Here is a 21,906-nt window from a genome sequence, read left to right as displayed (position 1 = left end):
TCATGAACAAACCCGTCCCCGGCCATGTGCTGAACCACCCCGCCGCCTTCGCGCCCTACCAGGACAACCAGCGGCTACGCCTGGACCCCGGCGCCGAGGCGCGCGCGCACCAGGCGGGCGCGCGCGTGGGCATCAGCCAGGCGCACGAATCGGCGGTGCTGCACGTCTCCGGCAGCGCCACCTATACCGACGACATTCCCGAGCTCGCCGGCACGCTGCACTGCGCGCTGGGCCTGGCGCCGGTGGCCGCGGGCCGGCTGCTGGGCATGGATCTGGATACCGTGCGCGCCATGCCCGGCGTGGTGCGCGTGTTCACGGCGGCGGACATCCCCGGCGCCAACGACTGGGGCTCCATCGTGCACGACGACCCCATCCTGTGCGACGGCGAGATCCGCTACCTGGGCCAGCCGGTGTTCGCCGTGGTCGCCCGCACGCGCGAGCAGGCGCGCCGCGCCGCCGCCCTGGCCAGGCAGGCGCTGCGCGTGGAAGCCGCGCCGCCCGTGCTCACACCCCGGGAGGCGCACGCGCGCGGCCAGTACGTGGTGCCGCCCATGCACCTGGTGCGCAGCAGCAGCGGCCTGGACGAAGCCGGCATACGCGCGCGCATCGCCGCGGCGCCGCACCGCCTGCAAGGCAGCCTGGACGTGGGCGGGCAGGAGCAGTTCTACCTGGAGGGCCAGATCAGCTACGCCATCCCGAAGGAGGGCAACGCCATCCACGTCCACTGCTCCACCCAGCACCCGAGCGAGATGCAGCACCTGGTGGCGCACGCCCTGGGCGTGCACGCGCACGCGGTGCAGGTGGAATGCCGGCGCATGGGCGGGGGCTTTGGCGGCAAGGAGTCGCAGTCGGCCCTGTTCGCCTGCATGGCCAGCGTGGCCGCGCGGCTGCTGGCGCGCCCGGTGAAGCTGCGCGTGGACCGCGACGACGACTTCCTCATCACCGGCCGGCGCCACTGCTTCTGGTACGAGTACGACGTAGGCTACGACGACGCGGGCCGCATCCTGGGCGCCGCCGTCACCATGGTCTCGCGCGCCGGGCATTCGGCCGACCTGTCGGCCCCGGTGATGACGCGCGCGCTGTGCCACTTCGACAACGCCTACTGGCTGCCCGAGGTGGCCATGCACGGCTTCTGCGGCAAGACCAACACGCAGAGCAACACGGCGTTCCGCGGCTTCGGCGGGCCGCAGGGGGCGATCGCCATCGAATACATCCTCGACGGCATCGCGCGCGCGCTCGGGCACGACCCGCTGGCCGTTCGCCGCGCCAACTTCTACGGGCGCGGCGAGCGCAACGTCACGCCCTACCTGCAGACAGTGCGCGACAACGTGATCCACGAACTGGTCGACCAACTGGAGGAGCGCAGCGGCTACCAGGCGCGCCGCACCGCCGTGGCCGCGTTCAACGCCACGAGCCCCGTGCTCAAGCGCGGGCTGGCGCTCACGCCGGTGAAGTTCGGCATCAGCTTCAACGTCAAGCACTTCAACCAGGCCGGGGCGCTGGTGCACGTCTACACCGACGGCTCCATCCTCGTGAACCATGGCGGCACCGAGATGGGCCAGGGCCTGAACACCAAGGTGGCGCAGGTCGTGGCGCACGAGCTGGGCGTGGCCTTCGAGCGCGTGCGCGTCACGGCCACGGACACCAGCAAGGTGGCCAACACCTCGGCCACCGCCGCGTCCACGGGCACGGACCTGAACGGCAAGGCCGCGCAGGACGCGGCGCGCCAGATCCGCGCGCGCCTGGCCGCCTGCGCCGCAGCGCGCCATGGCGGGAGCGCCGAGGACGTGCGCTTCGCCAACGACCAGGTGTGGGTGGGCGGCAGGCAGCTTGCCTTCGACGCCCTGGTGGGCGAGGCCTACCTGGACCGCGTGCAGCTGTGGTCCGACGGCTTCTACGCCACGCCGGGGCTGTCGTGGGACAAGGAGCGCATGCAGGGCCACCCGTTCTACTACTTCGCCTACGGCGCCGCCTGCTCCGAGGTGGTGGTGGACACGCTCACGGGCGAGTGGAAGCTGCTGCGCGCCGACGTGCTGCACGACGTGGGCCGCTCGCTAAACCCGGCGGTGGACATCGGCCAGGTCGAGGGTGCGTTCATCCAGGGCATGGGCTGGCTGACCATGGAGGAGCTGGTCTGGCACCCCACGAGCGGCCTGCTGCTGACGCACGCGCCCAGCACCTACAAGATCCCCACGGCCAACGACTGCCCGCCGGAATTCAACGTGCAGCTGTTCGAGGGCGAGAACGCCGAGGACTCCATCCACCGCAGCAAGGCCGTGGGCGAGCCGCCGCTGCTGCTGCCGTTCTCGGTGTTCTTCGCCATCCGCGATGCCGTGGCCGCCGCGGGCGCGCGCCGCAAGCTGCCGCCGCTGCAGGCGCCCGCGACCAGCGAGGCCATCTTGCGCGCCATCACGGCGGTGCAGGCGCCATGAAGCCGCACGCTGCGCCGCCCCACATCCCCGCCGACGCGCCCGCGGCGGCGGGGGCGGGGGCACCGTCCGAGCGCAACCTGTTCGACCGCATCGACCTGCACCTGATCCGCGTGCTGCACCAGGTGCTCAGCGAACGCAGCGTGTCGCGCGCGGCGCTGCGCCTGGGCATGCACCAGCCAGCGGTGTCCACGGCGCTCAAGCGCCTGCGCGAGCTCGCGGGCGATCCGCTGCTGGTCAGGAGCGGCGCCCACATGGTGCCCACCGAGGCCGGCGAGCGCATGCTGGAGCCCGCGGCCAGCGTGCTGCGCGCGGCCGAGACGCTGTTCACCGAGGCGCGCAGCTTCGACGCGCGCACCAGCTGCCAGACCTTCCGCATCGCGGCGAGCGACTACCTCGACCCGCTGTTCCTGCCGCGCCTGGTGGCCGACGTCAAGCGCCAGGCGCCGCTGGCCAGCGTGGAGATCCACGCCCTGACGCGCGAGGCCGACTACCGCGCCCAGCTGGCCCTGGGCGAGATCGACCTGGTCATAGGCAACTGGCTGCAGCCGCCCCAGGAGCTGCACATGGCGCGCCTGTTCAGCGACGAGGTGGTGTCGCTCGTCAGCCGCCACCACCCCGCCGTGCGCCGCGGCTGGGACGCGGCCGCCTGGCTCGCCGCCGAGCACATCGCCCCCATGCCCACGCACCCGGGCGCGCGCGGCATCATCGACCAGATGCTCGACGGCCTGGACCTGCGCCGCCGCATCGCCGTGCGCAGCGCGTATTTCGGCCTCATCCCGGACATGGTCGCCAACACCCAGCTGGTGCTGACCACCGGGCGCCGCTACTGCGAACGCGTGGCCGCCGGCCTGCCGGTGGTGATCCTGCCCTGCCCGATCACCCTGCCGCCGCTGCAGTACTACCAGCTGTGGCATGCGCGCAGCCAGCATTCCAGCGCCGCGCGCTGGCTGCGCGAGCGCACGCGCGAGGCCATCGCGGGCCTGCAGCAGCAGGCGGCAGCCTCCCCATCGCCCCGACCCCCGACCACGACCAACCAGGAGACAAGCACATGAGCGCAAAAGACCTTTCGGGCGTGCCGGCCACGCCGCCGCAGGCCGCATCCACGGGCCTGGCGGAGCGCCTGTTCCAGCTGCGTGCGCACGGCACCACCATGCGCACGGAGCTGATCGCGGGCCTGACGACCTTTCTGACGATGGCCTACATCATCTTCGTCAACCCCTCCATCCTGGGCGACGCTGGCATGCCCAAGGACGCGGTGTTCGTCGCCACCTGCCTCATCGCGGCGCTGGGCTCGGCCATCATGGGCCTGTACGCCAACTACCCCATCGCCATGGCCCCGGGCATGGGGCTGAACGCCTACTTCGCCTACGCCGTGGTGCTGCACATGGGCTTCACCTGGCAGGCCGCGCTGGGCGCGGTGTTCATCTCGGGCTGCCTGTTCCTGGTCGTCACGCTGTTCGGCCTGCGCGGGCTCATCATCAAGGGCATCCCGCAGTCGCTGCGCAACGCGATCACCGTGGGCATAGGCCTGTTCCTGGCGCTGATCGCGCTCAAGAGCGCGGGCATCGTCGTGGGCGACAAGGCCACGCTGGTGACGCTGGGCGACCTGCACTCGGCCCCCGTCATCCTCGCCGTGCTCGGCTTCATCGCCATCGTGGCGCTGGACAAGGCGCGCGTGCCGGGCGCCATCCTGATCGGCATCGTCGGCGTCACCGTCGCCTCTTTCTTCTTCGGCGGCAACCAGTTCCGCGGCCTGTTCTCGGCGCCGCCCTCGATCGCCCCGACCTTCCTGCAGCTGGACATCCACACCGCGCTCACCAAGGGCTTCCTCAACGTGGTGCTGGTGTTCTTCCTGGTCGAGCTGTTCGACGCCACCGGCACGCTGATGGGCGTGGCCAAGCGCGCCGGCCTGCTGGTGCCCGGGCGCATGGAGCGCCTGAACAAGTCGCTGCTGGCCGACAGCAGCGCGATCTTCGCCGGCGCCCTGCTGGGCACGTCCAGCACCACCGCCTATGTGGAGAGCGCCGCCGGCGTGCAGGCCGGCGGGCGCACCGGCATGACGGCGCTCACCGTCTCGGTGCTGTTCCTGGCCTGCCTGTTCATCGCCCCGCTGGCCGGCGTGGTTCCCGCCTACGCCACGGCGCCCGCGCTGTTCTTCGTCGCCTGCCTGATGCTGCGCGAGCTCACCGAGCTCGACTGGGACGACTCGACCGAGATCGTCCCCGCCGCGGTCACCGCGCTGATGATGCCATTCACCTACTCCATCGCCAACGGCCTGGCCTTCGGCTTCATCACCTACGCCGCGGTGAAGCTGTTCACCGGCCGCGTGCGCGAGGTGCACCCCATGGTGTGGATCATCGCCGGCGTGTTCCTGTTCAAGTTCTTCTATATCGGCGGACACTGACACCATGACCCTGCAAGCCTACCGCGCGCAACTGCTGCGCTTCGACGCCGACGGCCAACCCTTGTACGACAGCGACGGCCTGCTGGTGACCGGGCCGGGCGCCGACGGCGTGCGCCGCGTCGTGGACGCGGGCGCCCACGGCGCGGTGGCCGCGCACCATCCGGGTGTGCCGGTGGAGCGCCTGCCCGGCCGGCTGATCGCCCCGGGCTTCATCGACATGCACGTGCACTACCCGCAGACGGACATCATCGGCTCGCCCGCAGAGGGCCTGCTGCCCTGGCTGGAGAACTACACCTTTCCCGCCGAGGCGCGCTTTGCCGACCCGGCGCATGCGGCCGAAGTGGCGCGCTTCTTCTTCGACGAGCTCGCGCGCAACGGCGTGACCACGGCGCTGGCCTTCGCCACCTCGCACCCGGCCTCGGTGGATGCGTTCTTCAGCCAGGCTCGGCAGCGCGGCCTGCGCATGATCGGCGGCAAGGTGCTGCAGGACCGCCATTCGCCCGACGGCGTGCGCGACCAGACGGAGCAAAGCCTGCTCAACACCGAGGCGCTGATCACCCGCTGGCATGGCAAGGGCAGGCTGGGCTACGCCATCACGCCGCGCTTCGCCCCCTCGTGCTCCGACGCCCAGCTGCGCGGCGCGGGCGAGCTCGCGCGCCGCCACCCCGGCACCTGGATCCAGTCGCACGTGGCCGAGAACAAGGACGAGGTGCGCTGGGTGCGAGAGCTCTACCCGCAGGCGCGCTCCTACCTGGACGTGTACCGGCGCTTCGGCCTGCTGCGCAGCCGCGCCGTGTACGCCCACTGCATCTACCTGGACGACACCGACCGCGCGCTGATGCGCGAGACGGGGACCGCCGCCGCCGTCAGCCCCACGAGCAACCTGTTCCTGGGCAGCGGCTTCTTCGATTACGGCAGCGCCGCGCGCACCGGCATGCTGCACGGCCTGGCGAGCGACGTGGGCGGCGGCACCAGCTTCTGCCCGTTCCACACCATGCTCGCGGCCTACTACGTGGGCCGCGAGGGCCAGAGCAAGCCGGGCCTGAGCCTGGCGCCCTCGCAGCTGTGGTGGCGACACACCGGAGGCGCGGCGCGCGCGCTGGGGCTGGACGGGGTGATCGGCACGCTGCAGCCCGGCACCGAGGCGGACTTCGTCGTGCTCGACCCGCGGGCCACGCCGCTGCTGGCGCGCAAGATCGCGCAGGCCAATGGCCTGGAGGAGCTGCTGTTCGCCCTCATCGTGCTGGGCGACGACCGCGTGGTGGAGCGGACCGTCACGGCATGAGGATCACGCGGCCTGCTGCTTGCGCCCCGCGCGCCAGGCGCCGAAGATGGCGATGAGCCCGGGCACCAGGATCAGGCCCCAGATGATTTTCTCCAGGTGCTGGCGCACCCAGGGCAGGTTGCCGAAGAAGTAGCCCGCGGTGGCGATGCCCAGCACCCAGATCAGGGCCCCCGCCACGTTGTAGGCCGTGAACTTGGCCCGTCCCATGGCCGCCACGCCGGCCACGAAGGGCGCGAAGGTGCGGATGAAGGGCATGAAGCGCGCCAGCACGATGGTGATGCCGCCGTAGCGCTCGTAGAACGCGTGGGCCTGGTCGAAGGCCTTCTTGTTGAACCAGCGCGAGCCCTCCCACTGGAAGACCTTGGGGCCGAAGTAGCGCCCGATCTGGTAGTTGCACTGGTCGCCCAGCACGGCCGCCGCCAGCAGCAGCGCGCAGGCCAGCGGAAAGTTCAAGAGCCCCGCGCCGCAAAGCGCGCCGACGATGAACAGCAGCGAGTCGCCGGGCAGGAACGGCATGACCACCACGCCGGTCTCCACGAACACGATGATGAACAGCAGCGCGTACACCCAGGCGCCGTAGCTGGCGACGAAGGCCTCCAGGTGCTTGTCCACATGCAGGATGAAATCGATCAGAAACGCAATGATGTCCACGGGCCGGGCCTCTTCGTTGTCGGGTTGCGGCGCGTACTGTACCCGCGTACATGCCCGCGTGCCGCCCGCGGCGGGCACTGGCAATTGCTCACACTTGCTCGCAATCGGCAACCCAAACGCCACGCACACTTCACACCTTGCCGGCACAGTGCAGACATGCGCTCGTGCATCCTGCGCATATCACCGACCACTACATACGAAGGAAACCGTCTCATGACCCCGCAACGCACCCCAACCCTCCGTGCCCTGACCGTCGCCACCGCGCTGGCAGGCGCGCTGGCCCTGGGCGGCTGCGCACATCGCCCCACCAATGCCCAGGTCGGCACGGGCGTGGGCGCCGTGGCCGGCGGCCTGGTGGGCAACGCCGTGTTCGGCTCCACGCTGGGCACCGTGGGCGGCGCAGCCGCCGGCGCCCTGATCGGCAACGAAGTGGGCAAGAACAACGACCGCGGCTACCGCCGGCGCTGATCGAAAGATGGGCGGCACCTACAATCGCCGCGTGACCGCCCCGCCCCCCGACTCCGCCACGCCGTCCGTCCCCGCCCCGCGCCGCCCGATACGCGACCTGCCCGATGAGCTGATCAGCCAAATCGCCGCGGGCGAAGTGGTGGAGCGCCCCGCCTCCGCCGTGCGCGAGCTGGTGGACAACGCGCTGGACGCGGGCGCCACCCAGGTGACGGTGCGCCTGCTGGCCGGCGGCGTGCGCCTGATCGCCGTGGAGGACGACGGCATGGGCATCCCCCGGGACGAGCTGCCCATCGCGCTGCGCCGCCACGCCACCAGCAAGATCGGCAACCTGCACGACCTGGAATCGGTCGCCACCATGGGCTTTCGCGGCGAGGCGCTGGCGGCGATCGCCTCGGTGTCCGAGATGGCGCTGCTCTCGCGCACCGCGCAGCAGGCCAGCGCCTTCATGCTGGACGCGCGCAGCGGCGAGCTGCGCCCCGCGGCGCGCAGCCAGGGCACGACGGTGGAGGTCAAGGAGCTGTTCTTCTCCACCCCCGCGCGGCGCAAGTTCCTCAAGACCGACGCCACCGAGCTCGCCCACTGCGTGGAGGCCGTGCGCCGCCACGCGCTGGCCCGGCCCGACGTGGGCTTCGCCATCTGGCACGAGGGCAAGCTCGTCGAGCAGTGGCGCGCCACGCTCGCGCACGGCGAGCCGGCCGATGCACAGGCGCTGGAGCGGCGTCTCGCCGACGTGCTCGGCGAGGACTTCATCCGCGAATCCGTGCCCGTGCACCTGCGTTCCGGCGCCATCACCGTCACGGGCCGCGCCGGCCTGCCGGACGCCGCCCGCTCGCGCGCCGACCAGCAGTTCTGCTACGTCAACGGCCGCTTCGTGCGCGACAAGGTTCTCACGCACGCCGCGCGCAGCGCCTACGAGGACGTGCTGCACGGCCAGAAGCAGCCCGTGTACGCGCTGTACGTGCAGATGGACCCGCAGCGCGTGGACGTGAACGTGCACCCGACGAAGATCGAGGTGCGCTTCCGCGACAGCCGCGAAGTGCACCAGGCCGTGCGCCACGCCGTGGAGAACGCGCTGGCCGCGCCGCGCGCGCAGGCGCTTGCTTCGGTTCCTGTAGCTGCTGCCGCAGCACCTGCAAGCGATTCAGGTAGAAAACAGTTTCAACTACCCATCTGGCAAGCACAAGCAGCTATCAGGTTTGAAGAACGCGCAGGGCACAAGGTCTCCGACCTGCAGGCGCTGTGGGGCACGCCCGCGGCAGCGCCGCAACCCGCCATGCCGGCGGCCGCCACGCCGCCCGCGGCGATCGAAGCCCCGCCCCTCCCCGCCGCCGCCGCCGCCGCCGCCGCCGCCGCCGCCAGCGTGCCCGCAGCGCCCACCGAAAGCGCCTGGCCGCTGGGCCGCGCCGTGGCGCAGATCCATGGCGTGTACATCCTGGCCGAGAGCGCACAGGGCCTGGTGGTGGTGGACATGCACGCGGCGCACGAGCGCATCGTCTACGAGCGGCTCAAGGCGCAGGTGGACCAGGGCGCGCGCCTGGCCAGCCAGCCCCTGCTGATCCCCGCCACCTTCGCCGCCACCCCCGAAGAGGTGGCCACGGCCGAGTCCCATGCCGACACGCTGGCCCTGCTGGGGCTGGAGATCGTGCCGTTCTCGCCGCGCACCCTGGCCGTGCGCGCCGTGCCCAACACGCTGGCCCAGGGCAACCCCGTGGAGCTGGCGCGCAGCGTGCTGGCCGAGCTGGGCCAGCACGACGCCAGCACCGTGGTGCAGCGCGCGCGCAATGAGATCCTGGCCACCATGGCCTGCCACGGCGCGGTGCGGGCCAACCGCAAGCTCACCATCGACGAGATGAACGCCCTGCTGCGCCAGATGGAAGTCACGGAGCGCAGCGACCAGTGCAACCACGGCCGCCCGACCTGGCGCCAGCTCACGGTGAAGGAACTGGACGCGCTCTTCCTGCGCGGCAGGTAGAAGTACGACCGCCCCGCCCGGCGCCAGCCCGCGATGCAGGCGCTGGACGCGCCGCTGCGGGATGCATCCCCCGAATCCCGGCGCCTGCGCCACGCTGCAGGCCGGTGCCGGAACGCACCACGAACGCCCTCTGCACGTCCCATTCATGGGCATGAACCACCCTTTTCTGGTGCATGCGGCACCAGAACGTGGCAAACATGCCGCATTCCTCACCAGAACGGTGCAACTGGTTATGCATGAGGGCATACGCTTTTGGCATAATCTCTTGCTGCACTGCCACATAACTTTTTCCATCGAAAGCTTTTTTATGAAGTACGCGTCCGTAGGCCAATTCCTCGAATACGTTGCACAGCGCAACCCCGGCCAGCCCGAATTCCTGCAAGCCGTGACCGAGGTCATGGAAAGCCTGTGGCCCTTCATCGAAAAGCATCCCAAGTACGCCGAGAACAGCCTGCTGGAGCGCCTGGTCGAGCCCGAGCGCATCATCCAGTTCCGCGTGAGCTGGCAGGACGACCACGGCACCGTGCACGTCAACCGGGGCTTCCGCATCCAGCACAGCATGGCCATCGGCCCGTACAAGGGCGGGCTGCGCTTCCACCCCTCGGTCAATCTCTCGGTGCTGAAGTTCTTGGCATTCGAGCAGACCTTCAAGAACGCGCTGACCACACTGCCCATGGGCGGCGGCAAGGGCGGCTCTGACTTCGACCCCAAGGGAAAGAGCCCTTCCGAAGTCATGCGCTTCTGCCAGGCCTTCGTGACCGAACTGTTCCGCCACGTGGGCCCCGACACCGACGTGCCCGCCGGCGACATCGGCGTGGGCGGCCGCGAGGTCGGCTTCATGGCCGGCATGTACAAGAAGCTGGCCAACAACTCGGGCAGCGTGTTCACGGGTAAGGGTCTGAGCTTCGGCGGCTCGCTGATCCGCCCCGAGGCCACGGGCTATGGCTGCGTCTACTTCGCCCAGGAAATGCTCAAGACCCGCGGCCGCTCGTTCGACGGGCTGCGCGTCTCGGTGTCCGGCTCGGGCAACGTCGCGCAGTACTCGGTGGAGAAGGCCATGGAGCTGGGCGCCAAGGTCATCACCGTCTCCGACTCCAGCGGCACCATCATCGACGAGGAAGGCTTCACCCCTGAGAAGCTCGCCATCCTGATGGACGTCAAGAACCACCACTACGGCCGCGTCAGCGACTATGCCGAGCGCACCGGCGTCAAGTTCCAGGCCGGCATGCGCCCCTGGCATGTGCCGGTGGACGTCGCCCTGCCCAGCGCCACCCAGAATGAGCTGGATGAGAATGACGCCCGCACGCTGATCAAGAACGGCGTGCTCTGCGTGGCCGAGGGCGCCAACATGCCCTCGACCATCGAGGCCGCCAAGGCGTTCGAAGAAGCCGGCGTGCTCTACGCCCCCGGCAAGGCCAGCAACGCCGGCGGCGTGGCCACCTCTGGCCTGGAGATGAGCCAGAACGCCATCCGCCTGTCGTGGTCGCGCGACGAGGTCGATGCCCGCCTGCTCATGATCATGCAGGGCATCCACGCCGCCTGCGTCGAGTACGGCAAGCGCGCCGACGGCAGCGTCAGCTACATCAACGGCGCCAACGTGGCCGGTTTCGTCAAGGTCGCCGACGCCATGCTGGCGCAAGGCGTGATCTAACGACGACCACGCATACGGGCCCATGCCGCCATCCGGAAACAGCATGGGCCTGCACTTCCTGAGTTTCGACTACAGCGAAGACAGCGAGGGCACGGCCACCTGGGATGCCGTCGCCAGCGTGCCCACGGCCCGGCTGCCGGAACTGCAGCGCGAGATCGTCGCCCTGCTGGCCTGGGCCCATTCGGAGTTCGGTGCCGTGCGGGGGCCGGTCGAAGACGGCGGGCTGTGGGACTACGATCTGCAGTTCGAGCGCGATAGGCACCCTCTGCAAGCCCTGGGCTATGACGTCGATGCGCGGCAATTACAGCCAGCGCCGCATGCCCTGCCCGGCGAGCGCGTGACCCTGACCCTTTCGCTCAGCGGCGGCCTAAGCTTCGGCGAGGCCTTTGCCGCACGCTTCGGCGACCCATAGCCCGGCCTACTGCAGCGTCTCTTTGGCAGCCTCGGGGATCGGCAATGGGAGCACGACAATGCCTTCGTCCAGCAGTTCGGCCGTCTCCTGCGGCGTGGCCTGTCCGCGGATGGCGCGCTCCTCTATCTCACCGTAATGCATGCGCCGCGCCTCGGCGGCGAAGCGGCCGCCGACGTCCTCCGTGCGCGCCATGATCTGCCTTGCCGCATGCAGCCAGACTGTCTGCAGGGCTTGGAGCGCGTCCTCCCTGCTGGCGGGCGCAGGCCGTGCGGCGACCTGGGCGGGCGCAGGCGCGTCTGGAGACGCGCGCAGATTCAGGCGCGGGGCACTCAGGCCCTTGCGTATGTCGGTGCTGCCGCACATGGGGCATTGCACCAGTCCGCGTGACTGTTGCTGCTGGAAATCTTCCTCGCTCGCAAACCAGCCCTCGAAGACATGCTGATGGACGCAAAAGAGGTCAAGAACCTTCACGACGCCCCCTTCAGTGCCCCCGTCGCCCGCCGCGCCGCATGAGGTAGCGGTATACAAAGCCCGGGAATGCCAGGGTGATGAACAAGGCGGCGGTGACGGCGTAGAACTCCCAGCCCTGCGGCGCGGCCTGCCCCGCACGCTGCTCGATCAACCGCGCCAGCGCACCCACCGCGAAATAGAGCAGCAGCAGCTCCAGCGCCCGCGCCAGAAACGGCTTGCCGCCGGGCGCCTGCTTCCCGACGATCAGCCAACGGTCGTTGACGAAAGGCAGATTGGCCGCCACGAGGGCAGCCACGATCACGAGCCAAATGGCCGCTGTCTGGGTCATGGGGATGGCAGCCGGCCCATCAGGTGGCCAGCGCGCGCACGATGGCATCGGCGCACAAGGCCATCAGGCCTCCGGGCACCAGGCCCAGGATCAGCACCAGCGCCCCGTTGACGGTGAGCACGACACGGGCATCCAGCGGTGCGGACACGGTGGTCGCCGTCAGCGGCGTGTCGAAATACATCACCTTCACCACGCGCAGGTAGTAGAACGCGCCGATCAACGACATGAGAACGGCAAACACCGCCAGCGCGACATGCAGGCCATGGCCCGAAGCGACCAGCGCCTGCAGCACGGACAGCTTGGCATAGAAGCCCACCAGCGGCGGAATGCCGGCCAGCGAGAACATGCACACGGCCATCACGCCTGCGTACAGCGGGCTGCGCTGGTTCAGGCCGGCCAGGTCGGCGATCTCCTCGCTCTCGAAGCCCTCGCGTGCCAGCATCGCGATCAGGCCGAAGGCCGGCAGCACGGTCAGCACATAGGTGACGATGTAGAACATCGCGGAGCTGTAGGCGGCTTCCGCCGCGTTGGAGTCCACCGTGCCGTTGACCACGCCGGAGAGCAGGCCCAGGAACAGGAAGCCCATGTGCGAAATGGTCGAGTAGGCCAGCATGCGCTTCAGGTTGGTCTGCAGCACACCGGCGACGTTGCCCACGAGCAGCGACGCAATAGCCAGCACCGCCAGCATCTGCTGCCAATCGATCGCCAGGGGCAGCAGGCCATCGACCAGCAGGCGGATGGCCATGCCGAAAGCCGCGAACTTGGGCGCGCTGCCGATGATCAGCGTCACCACGGTGGGTGCACCCTGGTACACGTCGGGGATCCACATGTGGAAAGGCACGGCGCCGAACTTGAACGCCAGGCCGGCGACGATGAAGACCACGCCGAACACCAGCACCTGGTGGCGGATCTGGCCAGTGTTGATGGCCTTGAAGACCTGGCCGATGTCAAGCGAACCGGTGGCGCCATAGACCATCGACAGGCCGTAGAGCAGGAAGCCGCTGGCCATGGCGCCGAGCACGAAATACTTCATGGCCGCCTCGGTCGTCGTCGTATGGTCGCGGCGCAGCGCAACCAGCGCATAGCTCGACAGCGTGAGCAGTTCCAGGCCCAGGTAGATCACCAGGAAGTTGTTGGCCGAGATCAGCACGCAAATGCCCAGCAGGGCCAGCATGGTCAGCGTGAACAGTTCGCCGCCGCGCAGCATGTCGCGGTCGGCTGCATAGGGCCGGCCATAGACCAGCGTGACCATCAGGGACACGGTGGCGAAGCACTTGAGCCAGTTGCCCATGGCGTCGCTGACGACCATGTTGCTCCAGCCGTAGAAGGTGTTGCCGCTGCTCGCATACATGGCCTGCAGGATGGCCACCACGGCCAGCGTAAGCATGGTCAGGACATAGGTACCGGTGCGCCGCGCGCTGCTCACGCCCAGATCGACCAGGGCGATCACGCAGGCCATGACCAGCAGCACGATCTCGGGATAGATGGCCAGCCAGCTGATGTTGTCAATCATCATGTATCTCTCGGTTCAGTCTGGTCAGTTCAGCTTGGATTGCGCCACATGCCTGAGCAGTTCGGTCACGGACGCATCCATCACATCGGTAAACGGCTTGGGATAGATGCCCATGTACAGCACGGCGATCGCCAGCACGCCCAGCACCAGGAACTCGCGCGCGTTGATGTCGCTCATGCCGCGCACGTTGTCGTTGACCACGGGCCCCAGGTAGACGCGCTTGTACATCCACAGCGAATAGCTGGCGCCCAGAATCAGGGCCAGGGCGGCACCCAGGCCGATCCAGAAATTGAAACGCACCGAGGCGATGATCACCATCCACTCACCGATGAAGCCGGCCGTCGCGGGCAGGCCGCAGTTGGCCATGGAGAACAGCAACGCGAACGCTGCAAACTTGGGCATGGTGTTGACCACCCCGCCGTAGTCCGCGATCTGGCGCGAGTGCACGCGGTCATAGAGCACGCCGATGCACAGGAACATGGCGCCCGACACGAAACCGTGCGCGATCATCTGCGCCAGGCCGCCCGAGACACCCAGATCGTTGAAGATGAAGAAGCCCAGGGTCACGAAGCCCATGTGAGCCACCGACGAGTAGGCCACGAGCTTCTTCATGTCCTTCTGCACGATGGCGACTAGGCCCACGTAGATCACGGCGATCAGCGAGAGAGTGATCATCAGCCAAGCCCACTCGTGCGCGGCATCGGGAGCGATGGGCAGCGAGAAGCGCAGGAAGCCGTAGGCGCCCAGCTTGAGCATGATGGCGGCCAGCACGGCGGAACCGCCGGTCGGCGCCTCGACGTGCACGTCCGGCAGCCAGGTGTGCACCGGCCACATCGGCACCTTGACCGCGAAGGCGGCGAACAGCGCGAAGAACAGCAGTGTCTGCGCCGTGGAGCCCAGCGGCAGCCTGTGCCAGGCGGCGATGTCGAAGCTACCGCCCGACTGGTTGTAGAGATAGATGAAGGCGACCAGCGTCAGCAGCGAGCCCAGCAGCGTGTACAGGAAGAACTTGAACGCCGCGTAGATCTTGTTCGGTCCGCCCCACATGCCGATGATCAGGTACATCGGAATCAGCGTGGCTTCGAAGAACACGTAGAACAGCATGCCGTCCAGCGCCGAGAACACGCCGATCATCAGGCCCGACAGGATCAGGAACGCGGCCATGTACTGGTAGACGCGCTCGGTGATGGACTCCCAGGAGGCGATCACCACGATCACGGTGATGAAGGCCGTCAGCGGCACGAACCACATCGAGATGCCGTCCACGCCCAGGTGGTAATACATGTTGAAGCGTGCGACCCAGGGCGCCTTCTCGACGAATTGCATGGCCGCCGTACCGGTGTCGAAGCCGCCGATCAGCGGAATGGTCACGGCCAGGCCCAGCAAGGCTCCAATCAGCGCCAGCCAGCGCACGGCACCCGCGTGCCTATCGCTGCCGAACGCCAGAAGCAGGACGCCAAAAACGATGGGCGTCCAAATGGCAAGACTCAACAAACCCATTTGTTATTCGCTCCTATTTGTTGAGCCATACGAAATACGTCATGAGTGCAAACACACCCAGGATCATGAACAGCGCATAGTGGTACAGGAAACCGGACTGCACGCGCCGCACCACGGCCGAGATGCGCGCCACCAGCTTCCACGAGCCATTGACGATAGCGCCATCGATCACGCCCTGGTCGCCGCCCTTCCACAGCGCGACGCCCAGGCAGCGCGTGCCGGCGGCGATGATGTTCTCGTTGATCCAGTCCATGTAGTACTTGTTTTCGAGCAGGGCGTAGATGGGCTGCAGGCCGCGCTTGATCGCCGCCGGCAGCGCCGGATTGACGATGTACATGTAGTACGACAGCGCGACGCCCGCCAGCGCCAGCCAGAACGGTGCCGTCTGCAGCGCATGCACGGCCATGGCCACGGGGCCGTGGAATTCATGCGCCAGCTCCGCCATCGCGCCATGCCTGGCGACGTCGACGAAGATCACGTCCTTGAAGAAGTCGCCGAACAGCATCGGCTGGATGTACATGAAGCCGATCACCACCGAGGGAATGGCCAGCAACACCAGCGGCACCGTCACCACCCAGGGCGACTCGTGGGGCTTGGAATGATCGGCATGGTGGTGATGCGGATCAGGTTCATCGTGTTCGTCATGGTGCGTATCGGGGTTCTGGTCGTAGCGCTCCTTGCCGTGGAAGACGAGGAAGTACATACGGAACGAATAGAACGCCGTGACGAAAACGCCCGCCAGCACGGCGAAATGGGCGAAGCCCGCGGCCGGCAGCTGGCTGAAGCGCGCGGCCTCGATGATGTTTTCCTTGGAGTAGAAGCCCGAGAACAGCGGCGTGCCGATCAGCGCCAGGGAGCCCAGCAGCGAGGTGATCCAGGTGATGGGCATGTACTTGCGCAGGCCGCCCATCCAGCGGATGTCCTGGTTGTGGTGCACGCCCATGATGACCGATCCGGCGCCCAGGAACAGTAGCGCCTTGAAGAAGGCGTGTGTCATCAGGTGGAACACGGCAACCGAGTAGGCCGACACGCCCAGCGCCACCGTCATGTAGCCAAGCTGGGACAGCGTCGAGTACGCGATGACGCGCTTGATGTCGTTCTGGATGATGCCGAGGAAGCCCATGAACAGCGCGGTGATGGCGCCGATGACCAGCACGAAGTTCAGCGCCGTGTCGGACATCTCGAACAGCGGCGACATGCGCGAGACCATGAAAATGCCTGCCGTCACCATGGTGGCGGCGTGGATCAGCGCGGAAATAGGCGTCGGGCCTTCCATGGAGTCGGGCAGCCAGACATGCAGCGGCACTTGCGCGCTCTTGCCCATCGCGCCGATGAACAGGCAGATGCAGGCCACGGTGATCAGCTGCCAGTCGGTGCCGGGCAGCAGCAGGCCGCCCAGTTCCTGCCTCTTGGCGAAGATCTCGCCATAGTTGAAGCTGCCGGCATAGGCGGCGATTAGCCCGATGCCGAGAATGAAGCCGAAGTCGCCCACCCGGTTGACCAGGAAGGCCTTCAGGTTGGCGAAGATGGCCGACTGCTTGTTGAACCAGAAGCCGATCAGCAGATAGGACACCAGGCCCACCGCTTCCCAGCCGAAGAACAGCTGCAACATGTTGTTGCTCATGACCAGCATGAGCATGGAGAAGGTGAACAGCGAGATGTAGGAGAAGAAACGGTTGTAACCGTCGTCCTCCTCCATGTAGCCGATGGTGTAGATGTGCACCATCAGTGACACGAAGGTCACCACGCACATCATCATCGCCGTGAGGCTGTCGATCAGGAAGCCGACCTCCATCCTGAGGCCGCCCACCACCATCCAGGTGTAGATGGTTTCGTTGAAGCGTGCGCCGTCCAGCACCACGCTGCTGAGCGTCAACGCCGACAGCACGAAGGACACCAGCACGCCCAGAATTGTCAGCGAATGCGAGGCGCGCCGGCCCAACCAGTTGCCGCCGAACGCCGTGCCGAATATGCCGGCCAGCGCGGAACCCGCCAGTGGCGCCAGCGGCACCGCCAGCAGCATCGAAGCAGAAAGGGTTTGACTCATTCTTGAGAACCTTGCAAGTACCGGTTAGCCCGTCACCCCTTGAGGGTGTTGAGATCTTCCGCATTGATGCTGGTCTTGTTACGGAACAGCAGCACCAAGATGGCCAAGCCAATGGCTGCCTCGGCAGCCGCCACGGTAAGGATGAAGAACACGAACACCTGGCCGTGCATGTCGCCCAGGTAGTACGAGAACGCGACGAAGTTGATGTTGACGGCGAGCAACATCAGTTCGATCGCCATCAGCAGCACGATCAGGTTCTTGCGGTTGAGGAAGATACCCACCACCGCCAAGGCAAACAGCATCGCCCCCAGCGACAGGAAATGGCCCAGGGTCAACGTCATGCTTTCTTCTCCTGTGCGCCGGCATCGTCGTCGGCCGGGGGTTGGGGCGCTTGCGTGGTGGGCATCTTCAGCACCACCAGGCGGTCGCTGGCCCGCGCGCGAAGCTGCGCCGTGGCATCGCCGGCCTTGACGTCCTTGCGCTGGCGCAGCGTCAGGGCGATCGCCGAGATCATGGCCACCAGCAGGATCACCGCAGCGATCTCCACGGGGTACAGGTACTCGGTGTACATCAGCCTGCCCAGAGCCTGGGTGTTGGAGTACGGCAGGACCTGGCCCGCGGCGTTGACCAGGGCCGGCACGGCCTTGGGCTCTTCGACGCCACGGAAACCCGTCATCAGCACTGCGGCCATTTCGAACGCCACCAGGGCGCCGATGAAGGCCGCCAGAGGGAAATGCTTCCAGAAGCCCCGGCGCACGGTGTCGAAGCGGATGTCAAGCATCATCACCACGAACAGGAACAGCACCATCACCGCTCCCAGGTACACCAGCACCAGGGTAATGGCCAGGAACTCCGCCTTGAGCAGCAGCCACACGCCGGCAGCCTGGCTGAAGGCCAGAATCAGATGCAATACGGCATGCACGGGATTGCGCGCCGTGATCACCCGGAAGGCTGCGTAAAGCAGCACTACCGAGAACAGGTAGAAGAATCCGGTTTTGACGTCCATGAATCGGGTCTTTTCAAAAGTTCAGGTGATGCGGCACCCGATCAACGGTATTTGGCGTCCGCCGCCTTGGCGGCAGCGATCTCGGGCTCGTAACGGTCGCCCACGGCCAGCAGCATCTCCTTGGTGAAGTACAGGTCGCCGCGCTTTTCCCCGTGGTATTCGAGGATCTGCGTCTCCACGATCGAGTCCACCGGGCAGCTTTCCTCGCAGAAGCCACAGAAGATGCACTTGGTCAGGTCGATGTCGTAGCGCGTGGTACGGCGCGTACCGTCGGAACGCACGTCGGACTCGATGGTGATGGCCATCGCAGGGCACACGGCCTCGCACAGCTTGCAGGCGATGCAGCGCTCTTCGCCGTTGTCGTAACGGCGCAGCGCATGCAGGCCGCGAAAACGCGGCGACAGAGGTGTCTTCTCTTCGGGAAACTGAACCGTGACCTTGCCACGGAAGGCGTAGCGGCCAGTGAGCACCATGCCCTTGGCCAGTTCCCAGAGCATGAAGCTCTTGAAAAAATCCTTGATCGAAAAGGATGCAGGAGCAGCAACAGCAGCCATGAATGGAGGTCCCCGCTTATTTCCAAATATTCCAGGGCGACAACAGCCATGCGCCCACAACCAGCAACCACACCAGGGTCACCGGGATGAAGATCTTCCAGCCCAGACGCATGATCTGGTCGTAGCGGTAACGCGGGAAGGTGGCACGGATCCAGATGAACATGGATACGACCACGAAGGTCTTGATGCCCAGCCAGATCCAACCCGGAATGAAGCCCAACGCCTCGACCGGCGGCAGCCAGCCCCCGAGGAACATCAGCACCGCCAGGATGGACACCAGCCACATGGCCGCGTATTCGGCCAGGAAGAAGATGGCAAAGCCCATACCGGAGTACTCCACCATGTGCCCCGCCACGATTTCGGCTTCGCCTTCGACCACGTCAAACGGATGGCGGTTGGTTTCCGCCACGCCGGAAATCAGATACACGAGGAACACCGGCAGCAGGGGCAGCCAGTTCCAGGACAGGAAGTTGAGGCCCATGCCCGCCATGGCACCACGGGCCTGCCCCAGAACGATGTCGGTCAGGTTCATGCTGCCGGTCACCATGATCACGACCACGAAGCAGAAGCCCATGGCGATTTCATAGCTGACCATCTGCGCGGAAGCGCGCAGTGCCCCCAGAAGAGCGTATTTGGAGTTGGATGCCCAGCCGGCGATGATCACCCCATAGACCTCGATCGAGGCGATGGCCATGACCAGCAGCAGGCCCGCGTTGATGTTCGCCAGGGCCGTTTCGGGTGCAAATGGCACCACCACCCAGGCCGCGAGCGCCGGCATGATGGCCATGATGGGCCCCAGGATGAACAGGCCCTTGCTGGCAGCGGTGGGCTGGATCACTTCCTTGGTCAGGAGCTTGAGGCCGTCGGCCAGCGGCTGCAGCAGACCCAGGGGGCCGACGCGATTGGGCCCGAGGCGCACCTGCATGAAGCCCAGCAGCTTGCGTTCCCACAAGGTCAGATAGGCCACGGCGCCCATCAGCGGAGCCAGCACGCAAACGATCTTGATCAGGTTCCAGATCACCGGCCATGCCAAGCCGGTCCACCAGCTTGCCGCGACCAGATTCAGGCCGCCGTTGTAGATGGCGTCGATCATGCGGCGGCCCCTTCTTCACGTGCCCTGCGGGCATCGGCGGTCTGCTGCAGCGCGGGCGCGCGGCGCACCAAGCCGTCGAGTTGGTAAATACTGGCAACGACGGGAGCGGCAGCCGGCCCCCGGGCGACGGTGATCGCAGCCCCGGTGGCGTTGCTCAGCTGCTCCGCGCCGAGCTGGGTTGCACTGCCCACGACATGGGTCAAGACGTCCTGCGAGGAGTTGAAGTCCACGCCCTCGAGGCCCATGATGTTGGCCAGTACGCGCAGCACCTTCCAGGCGGGGCGCGTCTCGCCCAGCGGACGCACAACGGCGTGGAAGCTCTGCACCCTGCCTTCGGCGTTGACGAAGCTGCCCGAGGTCTCGGTGAACGGTGCGATCGGCAGCAGCACGTCGCTGAATTCCATGTTGGTCTTGAAGGGGCTCAAGGTCACCACCATGTCCACGTCGGCCAGGCCCTGGGCGACCTTGGCGCCGGCGACGGAGTCGAACGCAGGCTCGGTGTTCAGCAGGAACAGTGCCTTGACCTGCCCCTCCAGCATTTGCGCGGCGTTCAGCCCGCCCTGGCGCGGCTGGGCTCCCACGAACTGGGCGCCCACGGTGTTGGCGGCCTCGGTCAGATAGCCGAATGCCGCGCCGGTCTGACCCGCGATCCACTGGGCCAGCGCCAGCAGGATGGATGCCTGGGTATGGTGGGCGGCCGCATTGCCCAGCAGGATGGCCTTGCTGTCGCCCGAGAGCAGCGCACGAGCAATGGCGACGGCCTCTTCACTGGCCTGGCCTTGCGCGGGTGCGGCAACGCCTTTTTCCTGCGCCACGGCGGCAGCCACGTCGGCCAGGGCCTGCGCCCAGTCAGCGTGGGAAACCACGGAATGCGTCGCAGGCAGAGCCCAGTCGTAAGCCTGGGCGTTGATCGCGTGCACCGTGCAGCCCTTGCGCGCCGCCTGGCGGATGCGCTGGGCGAACAGGGGATGGTCCTTGCGCAGGTTAGAGCCCAGCACCAGCACCGATTGCAGCCCGGACAGCGCGGCGATGGGCATGCCCAGCCAGCGCACGCCCTCGGGCGCGGCAAACTCGGCATGGCGCAGGCGGTGGTCGATGTTGTCGCTGCCCAGGCCGCGCACCAGGGCGCCAGCCAGGTACAGCTCTTCCAGCGTGCTGTGCGGGCTGACCAGGGCGCCGATGGCCGAGGCGCCATGCTTGTCGCGCACGCACTTGAGGCCGTTGGCCACGTATTCGAGGGCCGTCTGCCAATCGACTTCCTGCCACTGGCCACCCTGCTTGAGCATGGGGCGGGTCAGGCGGTCTTCGCCATTCAGGGCCTCGTAGGAGAAGCGGTCGCGATCGGCGATCCAGCATTCGTTGACGGCCTCGTTCTCCAGCGGCACGACGCGCATCACCCTGTGGTTCTTGACCTGCACGATGAGGTTGGCGCCGGTGGAGTCGTGCGGGGAGATCGACTTGCGCCGCGACAGCTCCCAGGTACGGGCGCTGTAGCGGAAGGGCCTGCTGGTCAGCGCACCCACGGGGCAGATGTCGATCATGTTGCCCGAGAGCTCGGAATCGACGGTGTCACCCTTGACCGTGGTGATCTCGGAGTGCTCGCCCCGGTTGACCATGCCCAGTTCCATGTCGCCGCCGATTTCCTGGCCAAAGCGTACGCAGCGCGTGCAGTGGATGCAGCGCGTCATCTCTTCGGTGGAGATCAGCGGGCCGATGTCCTTGCGCAGCACCACGCGCTTTTCCTCGCCGTAGCGCGAGGCCGACGCGCCGTAGCCGACGGCCAGGTCCTGCAGCTGGCATTCGCCGCCCTGGTCGCAGATCGGGCAGTCGAGCGGGTGGTTGATGAGCAGGAACTCCATCACCGACTGCTGCGCCTTGAGAGCCTTGTCGCTCTTGGTGCGCACGATCATGCCCTGCGTCACCGGCGTGGCGCAGGCAGGCATGGGCTTGGGCGCCTTCTCCACGTCCACCAGGCACATGCGGCAGTTGGCCGCGATGGAAAGCTTCTTGTGGTAGCAGAAGTGAGGGATGTAGACGTTGGCCTTCTCGGCGGCATGCATGACCATGCTGCCCTCGGCGACCTCCACCTTCTGACCGTCCAGTTCAATTTCAACCATAT

19 protein-coding genes are annotated in these 21,906 nt (G+C 67.1%); 8 read left to right on the top strand and 11 right to left on the bottom strand.

From position 1 onward, the window contains the following. The first annotated feature begins 2 nt into the window (after nucleotides 1–2). From xdhB to guaD, 4 genes are all read left to right on the top strand, one after another. On the top strand, nucleotides 3–2,432 hold the full coding sequence (xdhB, locus tag ALIDE2_RS20000; protein ID WP_013722993.1) for a xanthine dehydrogenase molybdopterin binding subunit: 2,430 nt from the start codon (nucleotides 3–5) through the stop codon (nucleotides 2,430–2,432). Further along, nucleotides 2,429–3,484 carry a LysR family transcriptional regulator gene (locus ALIDE2_RS19995; RefSeq protein ID WP_013722992.1) on the top strand — a complete coding sequence of 352 codons (1,056 nt, stop codon included), beginning with the start codon at nucleotides 2,429–2,431 and terminating at the stop codon, nucleotides 3,482–3,484. Before xdhB ends, ALIDE2_RS19995 begins: the two co-directional genes overlap by 4 nt. A 98-nt stretch (nucleotides 3,485–3,582) precedes the next feature. Continuing rightward, complete coding sequence (locus tag ALIDE2_RS19990) at nucleotides 3,583–4,836, top strand: NCS2 family permease (protein WP_049787117.1); 1,254 nt, start codon at nucleotides 3,583–3,585, stop codon at nucleotides 4,834–4,836. A 4-nt stretch (nucleotides 4,837–4,840) separates the two neighbouring features. Next, nucleotides 4,841–6,121, top strand: a complete 1,281-nt coding sequence (guaD, locus tag ALIDE2_RS19985) for a guanine deaminase (RefSeq protein ID WP_013722990.1) — start codon at nucleotides 4,841–4,843, stop codon at nucleotides 6,119–6,121. 3 nt (nucleotides 6,122–6,124) lie between these two features. Here guaD and ALIDE2_RS19980 read toward each other — a convergent pair whose 3' ends face one another. Beyond that, a complete protein-coding gene (locus ALIDE2_RS19980) occupies nucleotides 6,125–6,772 on the bottom strand; it encodes a DedA family protein (protein ID WP_013517952.1) in 648 nt (215 codons plus the stop codon). A gap of 213 nt (nucleotides 6,773–6,985) precedes the next feature. On the opposite strand from ALIDE2_RS19980, the gene ALIDE2_RS19975 reads away from it, so the two are divergent. From ALIDE2_RS19975 to ALIDE2_RS19960, 4 genes are all read left to right on the top strand, one after another. Then, complete coding sequence (locus ALIDE2_RS19975) at nucleotides 6,986–7,240, top strand: glycine zipper 2TM domain-containing protein (protein WP_013517951.1); 255 nt, start codon at nucleotides 6,986–6,988, stop codon at nucleotides 7,238–7,240. A gap of 7 nt (nucleotides 7,241–7,247) precedes the next feature. Then, nucleotides 7,248–9,212: a DNA mismatch repair endonuclease MutL gene (gene mutL, locus ALIDE2_RS19970; protein WP_013722989.1), complete on the top strand. Its 1,965-nt coding sequence runs from the start codon at nucleotides 7,248–7,250 to the stop codon at nucleotides 9,210–9,212. Between the two features lie 307 nt (nucleotides 9,213–9,519). Next, entirely contained in the window at nucleotides 9,520–10,863 is a 1,344-nt protein-coding gene (gene gdhA / locus ALIDE2_RS19965; protein WP_041701678.1) for an NADP-specific glutamate dehydrogenase, read from the top strand. Nucleotides 10,864–10,885: 22 nt separating this feature from the next. After that, complete coding sequence (locus ALIDE2_RS19960) at nucleotides 10,886–11,275, top strand: hypothetical protein (RefSeq protein ID WP_373279464.1); 390 nt, start codon at nucleotides 10,886–10,888, stop codon at nucleotides 11,273–11,275. Nucleotides 11,276–11,281: 6 nt separating this feature from the next. Here the strand turns inward: ALIDE2_RS19960 and ALIDE2_RS19955 are convergent, their stop codons facing one another. From ALIDE2_RS19955 to nuoG, 10 genes are read right to left on the bottom strand one after another with little or no spacing between them, the layout of a single operon-like run. Continuing rightward, nucleotides 11,282–11,746, bottom strand: a complete 465-nt coding sequence (locus ALIDE2_RS19955; RefSeq protein WP_013517947.1) for a DUF1178 family protein — start codon at nucleotides 11,744–11,746, stop codon at nucleotides 11,282–11,284. A gap of 10 nt (nucleotides 11,747–11,756) precedes the next feature. After that, nucleotides 11,757–12,074, bottom strand: coding sequence for a DUF2818 family protein (locus ALIDE2_RS19950; RefSeq protein ID WP_013517946.1), 318 nt, complete (start codon nucleotides 12,072–12,074; stop codon nucleotides 11,757–11,759). A 19-nt stretch (nucleotides 12,075–12,093) separates the two neighbouring features. After that, nucleotides 12,094–13,587 (bottom strand): NADH-quinone oxidoreductase subunit NuoN, encoded by a 1,494-nt coding sequence (nuoN, locus tag ALIDE2_RS19945; RefSeq protein WP_041701673.1) that lies wholly within the window; start codon nucleotides 13,585–13,587, stop codon nucleotides 12,094–12,096. 24 nt (nucleotides 13,588–13,611) lie between these two features. Beyond that, a complete protein-coding gene (locus ALIDE2_RS19940) occupies nucleotides 13,612–15,087 on the bottom strand; it encodes an NADH-quinone oxidoreductase subunit M (protein ID WP_013517944.1) in 1,476 nt (491 codons plus the stop codon). A gap of 13 nt (nucleotides 15,088–15,100) precedes the next feature. Further along, nucleotides 15,101–17,134 carry an NADH-quinone oxidoreductase subunit L gene (gene nuoL, locus ALIDE2_RS19935; protein WP_193353130.1) on the bottom strand — a complete coding sequence of 678 codons (2,034 nt, stop codon included), beginning with the start codon at nucleotides 17,132–17,134 and terminating at the stop codon, nucleotides 15,101–15,103. A 32-nt stretch (nucleotides 17,135–17,166) separates the two neighbouring features. After that, nucleotides 17,167–17,475, bottom strand: a complete 309-nt coding sequence (gene nuoK / locus ALIDE2_RS19930; RefSeq protein ID WP_013517942.1) for an NADH-quinone oxidoreductase subunit NuoK — start codon at nucleotides 17,473–17,475, stop codon at nucleotides 17,167–17,169. Further along, entirely contained in the window at nucleotides 17,472–18,140 is a 669-nt protein-coding gene (locus ALIDE2_RS19925; protein WP_013517941.1) for an NADH-quinone oxidoreductase subunit J, read from the bottom strand. Before ALIDE2_RS19925 ends, nuoK begins: the two co-directional genes overlap by 4 nt. 41 nt (nucleotides 18,141–18,181) lie before the next feature. Further along, the gene (gene nuoI / locus ALIDE2_RS19920) at nucleotides 18,182–18,694 is read right to left on the bottom strand and encodes an NADH-quinone oxidoreductase subunit NuoI (protein ID WP_013517940.1); all 513 of its coding nucleotides are present in this window, start codon (nucleotides 18,692–18,694) and stop codon (nucleotides 18,182–18,184) included. Between the two features lie 16 nt (nucleotides 18,695–18,710). Next, complete coding sequence (nuoH, locus tag ALIDE2_RS19915; protein ID WP_013517939.1) at nucleotides 18,711–19,787, bottom strand: NADH-quinone oxidoreductase subunit NuoH; 1,077 nt, start codon at nucleotides 19,785–19,787, stop codon at nucleotides 18,711–18,713. Further along, nucleotides 19,784–21,904, bottom strand: coding sequence for an NADH-quinone oxidoreductase subunit NuoG (nuoG, locus tag ALIDE2_RS19910; protein WP_013517938.1), 2,121 nt, complete (start codon nucleotides 21,902–21,904; stop codon nucleotides 19,784–19,786). The genes nuoH and nuoG overlap by 4 nt, the downstream gene beginning before the upstream one ends. Nucleotides 21,905–21,906 lie beyond the last annotated feature (2 nt).

This window comes from Alicycliphilus denitrificans K601 (assembly GCF_000204645.1).
GTDB lineage: Bacteria > Pseudomonadota > Gammaproteobacteria > Burkholderiales > Burkholderiaceae_C > Alicycliphilus > Alicycliphilus denitrificans.
The sequence above is the reverse complement of the archived record's forward strand: the minus strand, read 5'-3'. Positions and strand labels throughout refer to the sequence as shown.

Bases quoted from the DNA above. Each gene is read 5' to 3' on its own strand.
- xdhB (WP_013722993.1), top strand. From the start codon at position 3: ATGAACAAACCCGTCCCCGGCCATGTGCTGAACCACCCCGCCGCCTTC.
- ALIDE2_RS19995 (WP_013722992.1), top strand. From the start codon at position 2,429: ATGAAGCCGCACGCTGCGCCGCCCCACATCCCCGCCGACGCGCCCGCG.
- ALIDE2_RS19990 (WP_049787117.1), top strand. From the start codon at position 3,583: ATGCGCACGGAGCTGATCGCGGGCCTGACGACCTTTCTGACGATGGCC.
- guaD (WP_013722990.1), top strand. From the start codon at position 4,841: ATGACCCTGCAAGCCTACCGCGCGCAACTGCTGCGCTTCGACGCCGAC.
- ALIDE2_RS19975 (WP_013517951.1), top strand. From the start codon at position 6,986: ATGACCCCGCAACGCACCCCAACCCTCCGTGCCCTGACCGTCGCCACC.
- mutL (WP_013722989.1), top strand. From the start codon at position 7,248: ATGGGCGGCACCTACAATCGCCGCGTGACCGCCCCGCCCCCCGACTCC.
- gdhA (WP_041701678.1), top strand. From the start codon at position 9,520: ATGAAGTACGCGTCCGTAGGCCAATTCCTCGAATACGTTGCACAGCGC.
- ALIDE2_RS19960 (WP_373279464.1), top strand. From the start codon at position 10,886: ATGCCGCCATCCGGAAACAGCATGGGCCTGCACTTCCTGAGTTTCGAC.
- ALIDE2_RS19950 (WP_013517946.1), bottom strand. From the start codon at position 12,074: ATGACCCAGACAGCGGCCATTTGGCTCGTGATCGTGGCTGCCCTCGTG.
- nuoN (WP_041701673.1), bottom strand. From the start codon at position 13,587: ATGATTGACAACATCAGCTGGCTGGCCATCTATCCCGAGATCGTGCTG.
- ALIDE2_RS19940 (WP_013517944.1), bottom strand. From the start codon at position 15,087: ATGGGTTTGTTGAGTCTTGCCATTTGGACGCCCATCGTTTTTGGCGTC.
- nuoL (WP_193353130.1), bottom strand. From the start codon at position 17,134: ATGAGTCAAACCCTTTCTGCTTCGATGCTGCTGGCGGTGCCGCTGGCG.
- nuoK (WP_013517942.1), bottom strand. From the start codon at position 17,475: ATGACGTTGACCCTGGGCCATTTCCTGTCGCTGGGGGCGATGCTGTTT.
- ALIDE2_RS19925 (WP_013517941.1), bottom strand. From the start codon at position 18,140: ATGGACGTCAAAACCGGATTCTTCTACCTGTTCTCGGTAGTGCTGCTT.
- nuoI (WP_013517940.1), bottom strand. From the start codon at position 18,694: ATGGCTGCTGTTGCTGCTCCTGCATCCTTTTCGATCAAGGATTTTTTC.
- nuoH (WP_013517939.1), bottom strand. From the start codon at position 19,787: ATGATCGACGCCATCTACAACGGCGGCCTGAATCTGGTCGCGGCAAGC.
- nuoG (WP_013517938.1), bottom strand. From the start codon at position 21,904: ATGGTTGAAATTGAACTGGACGGTCAGAAGGTGGAGGTCGCCGAGGGC.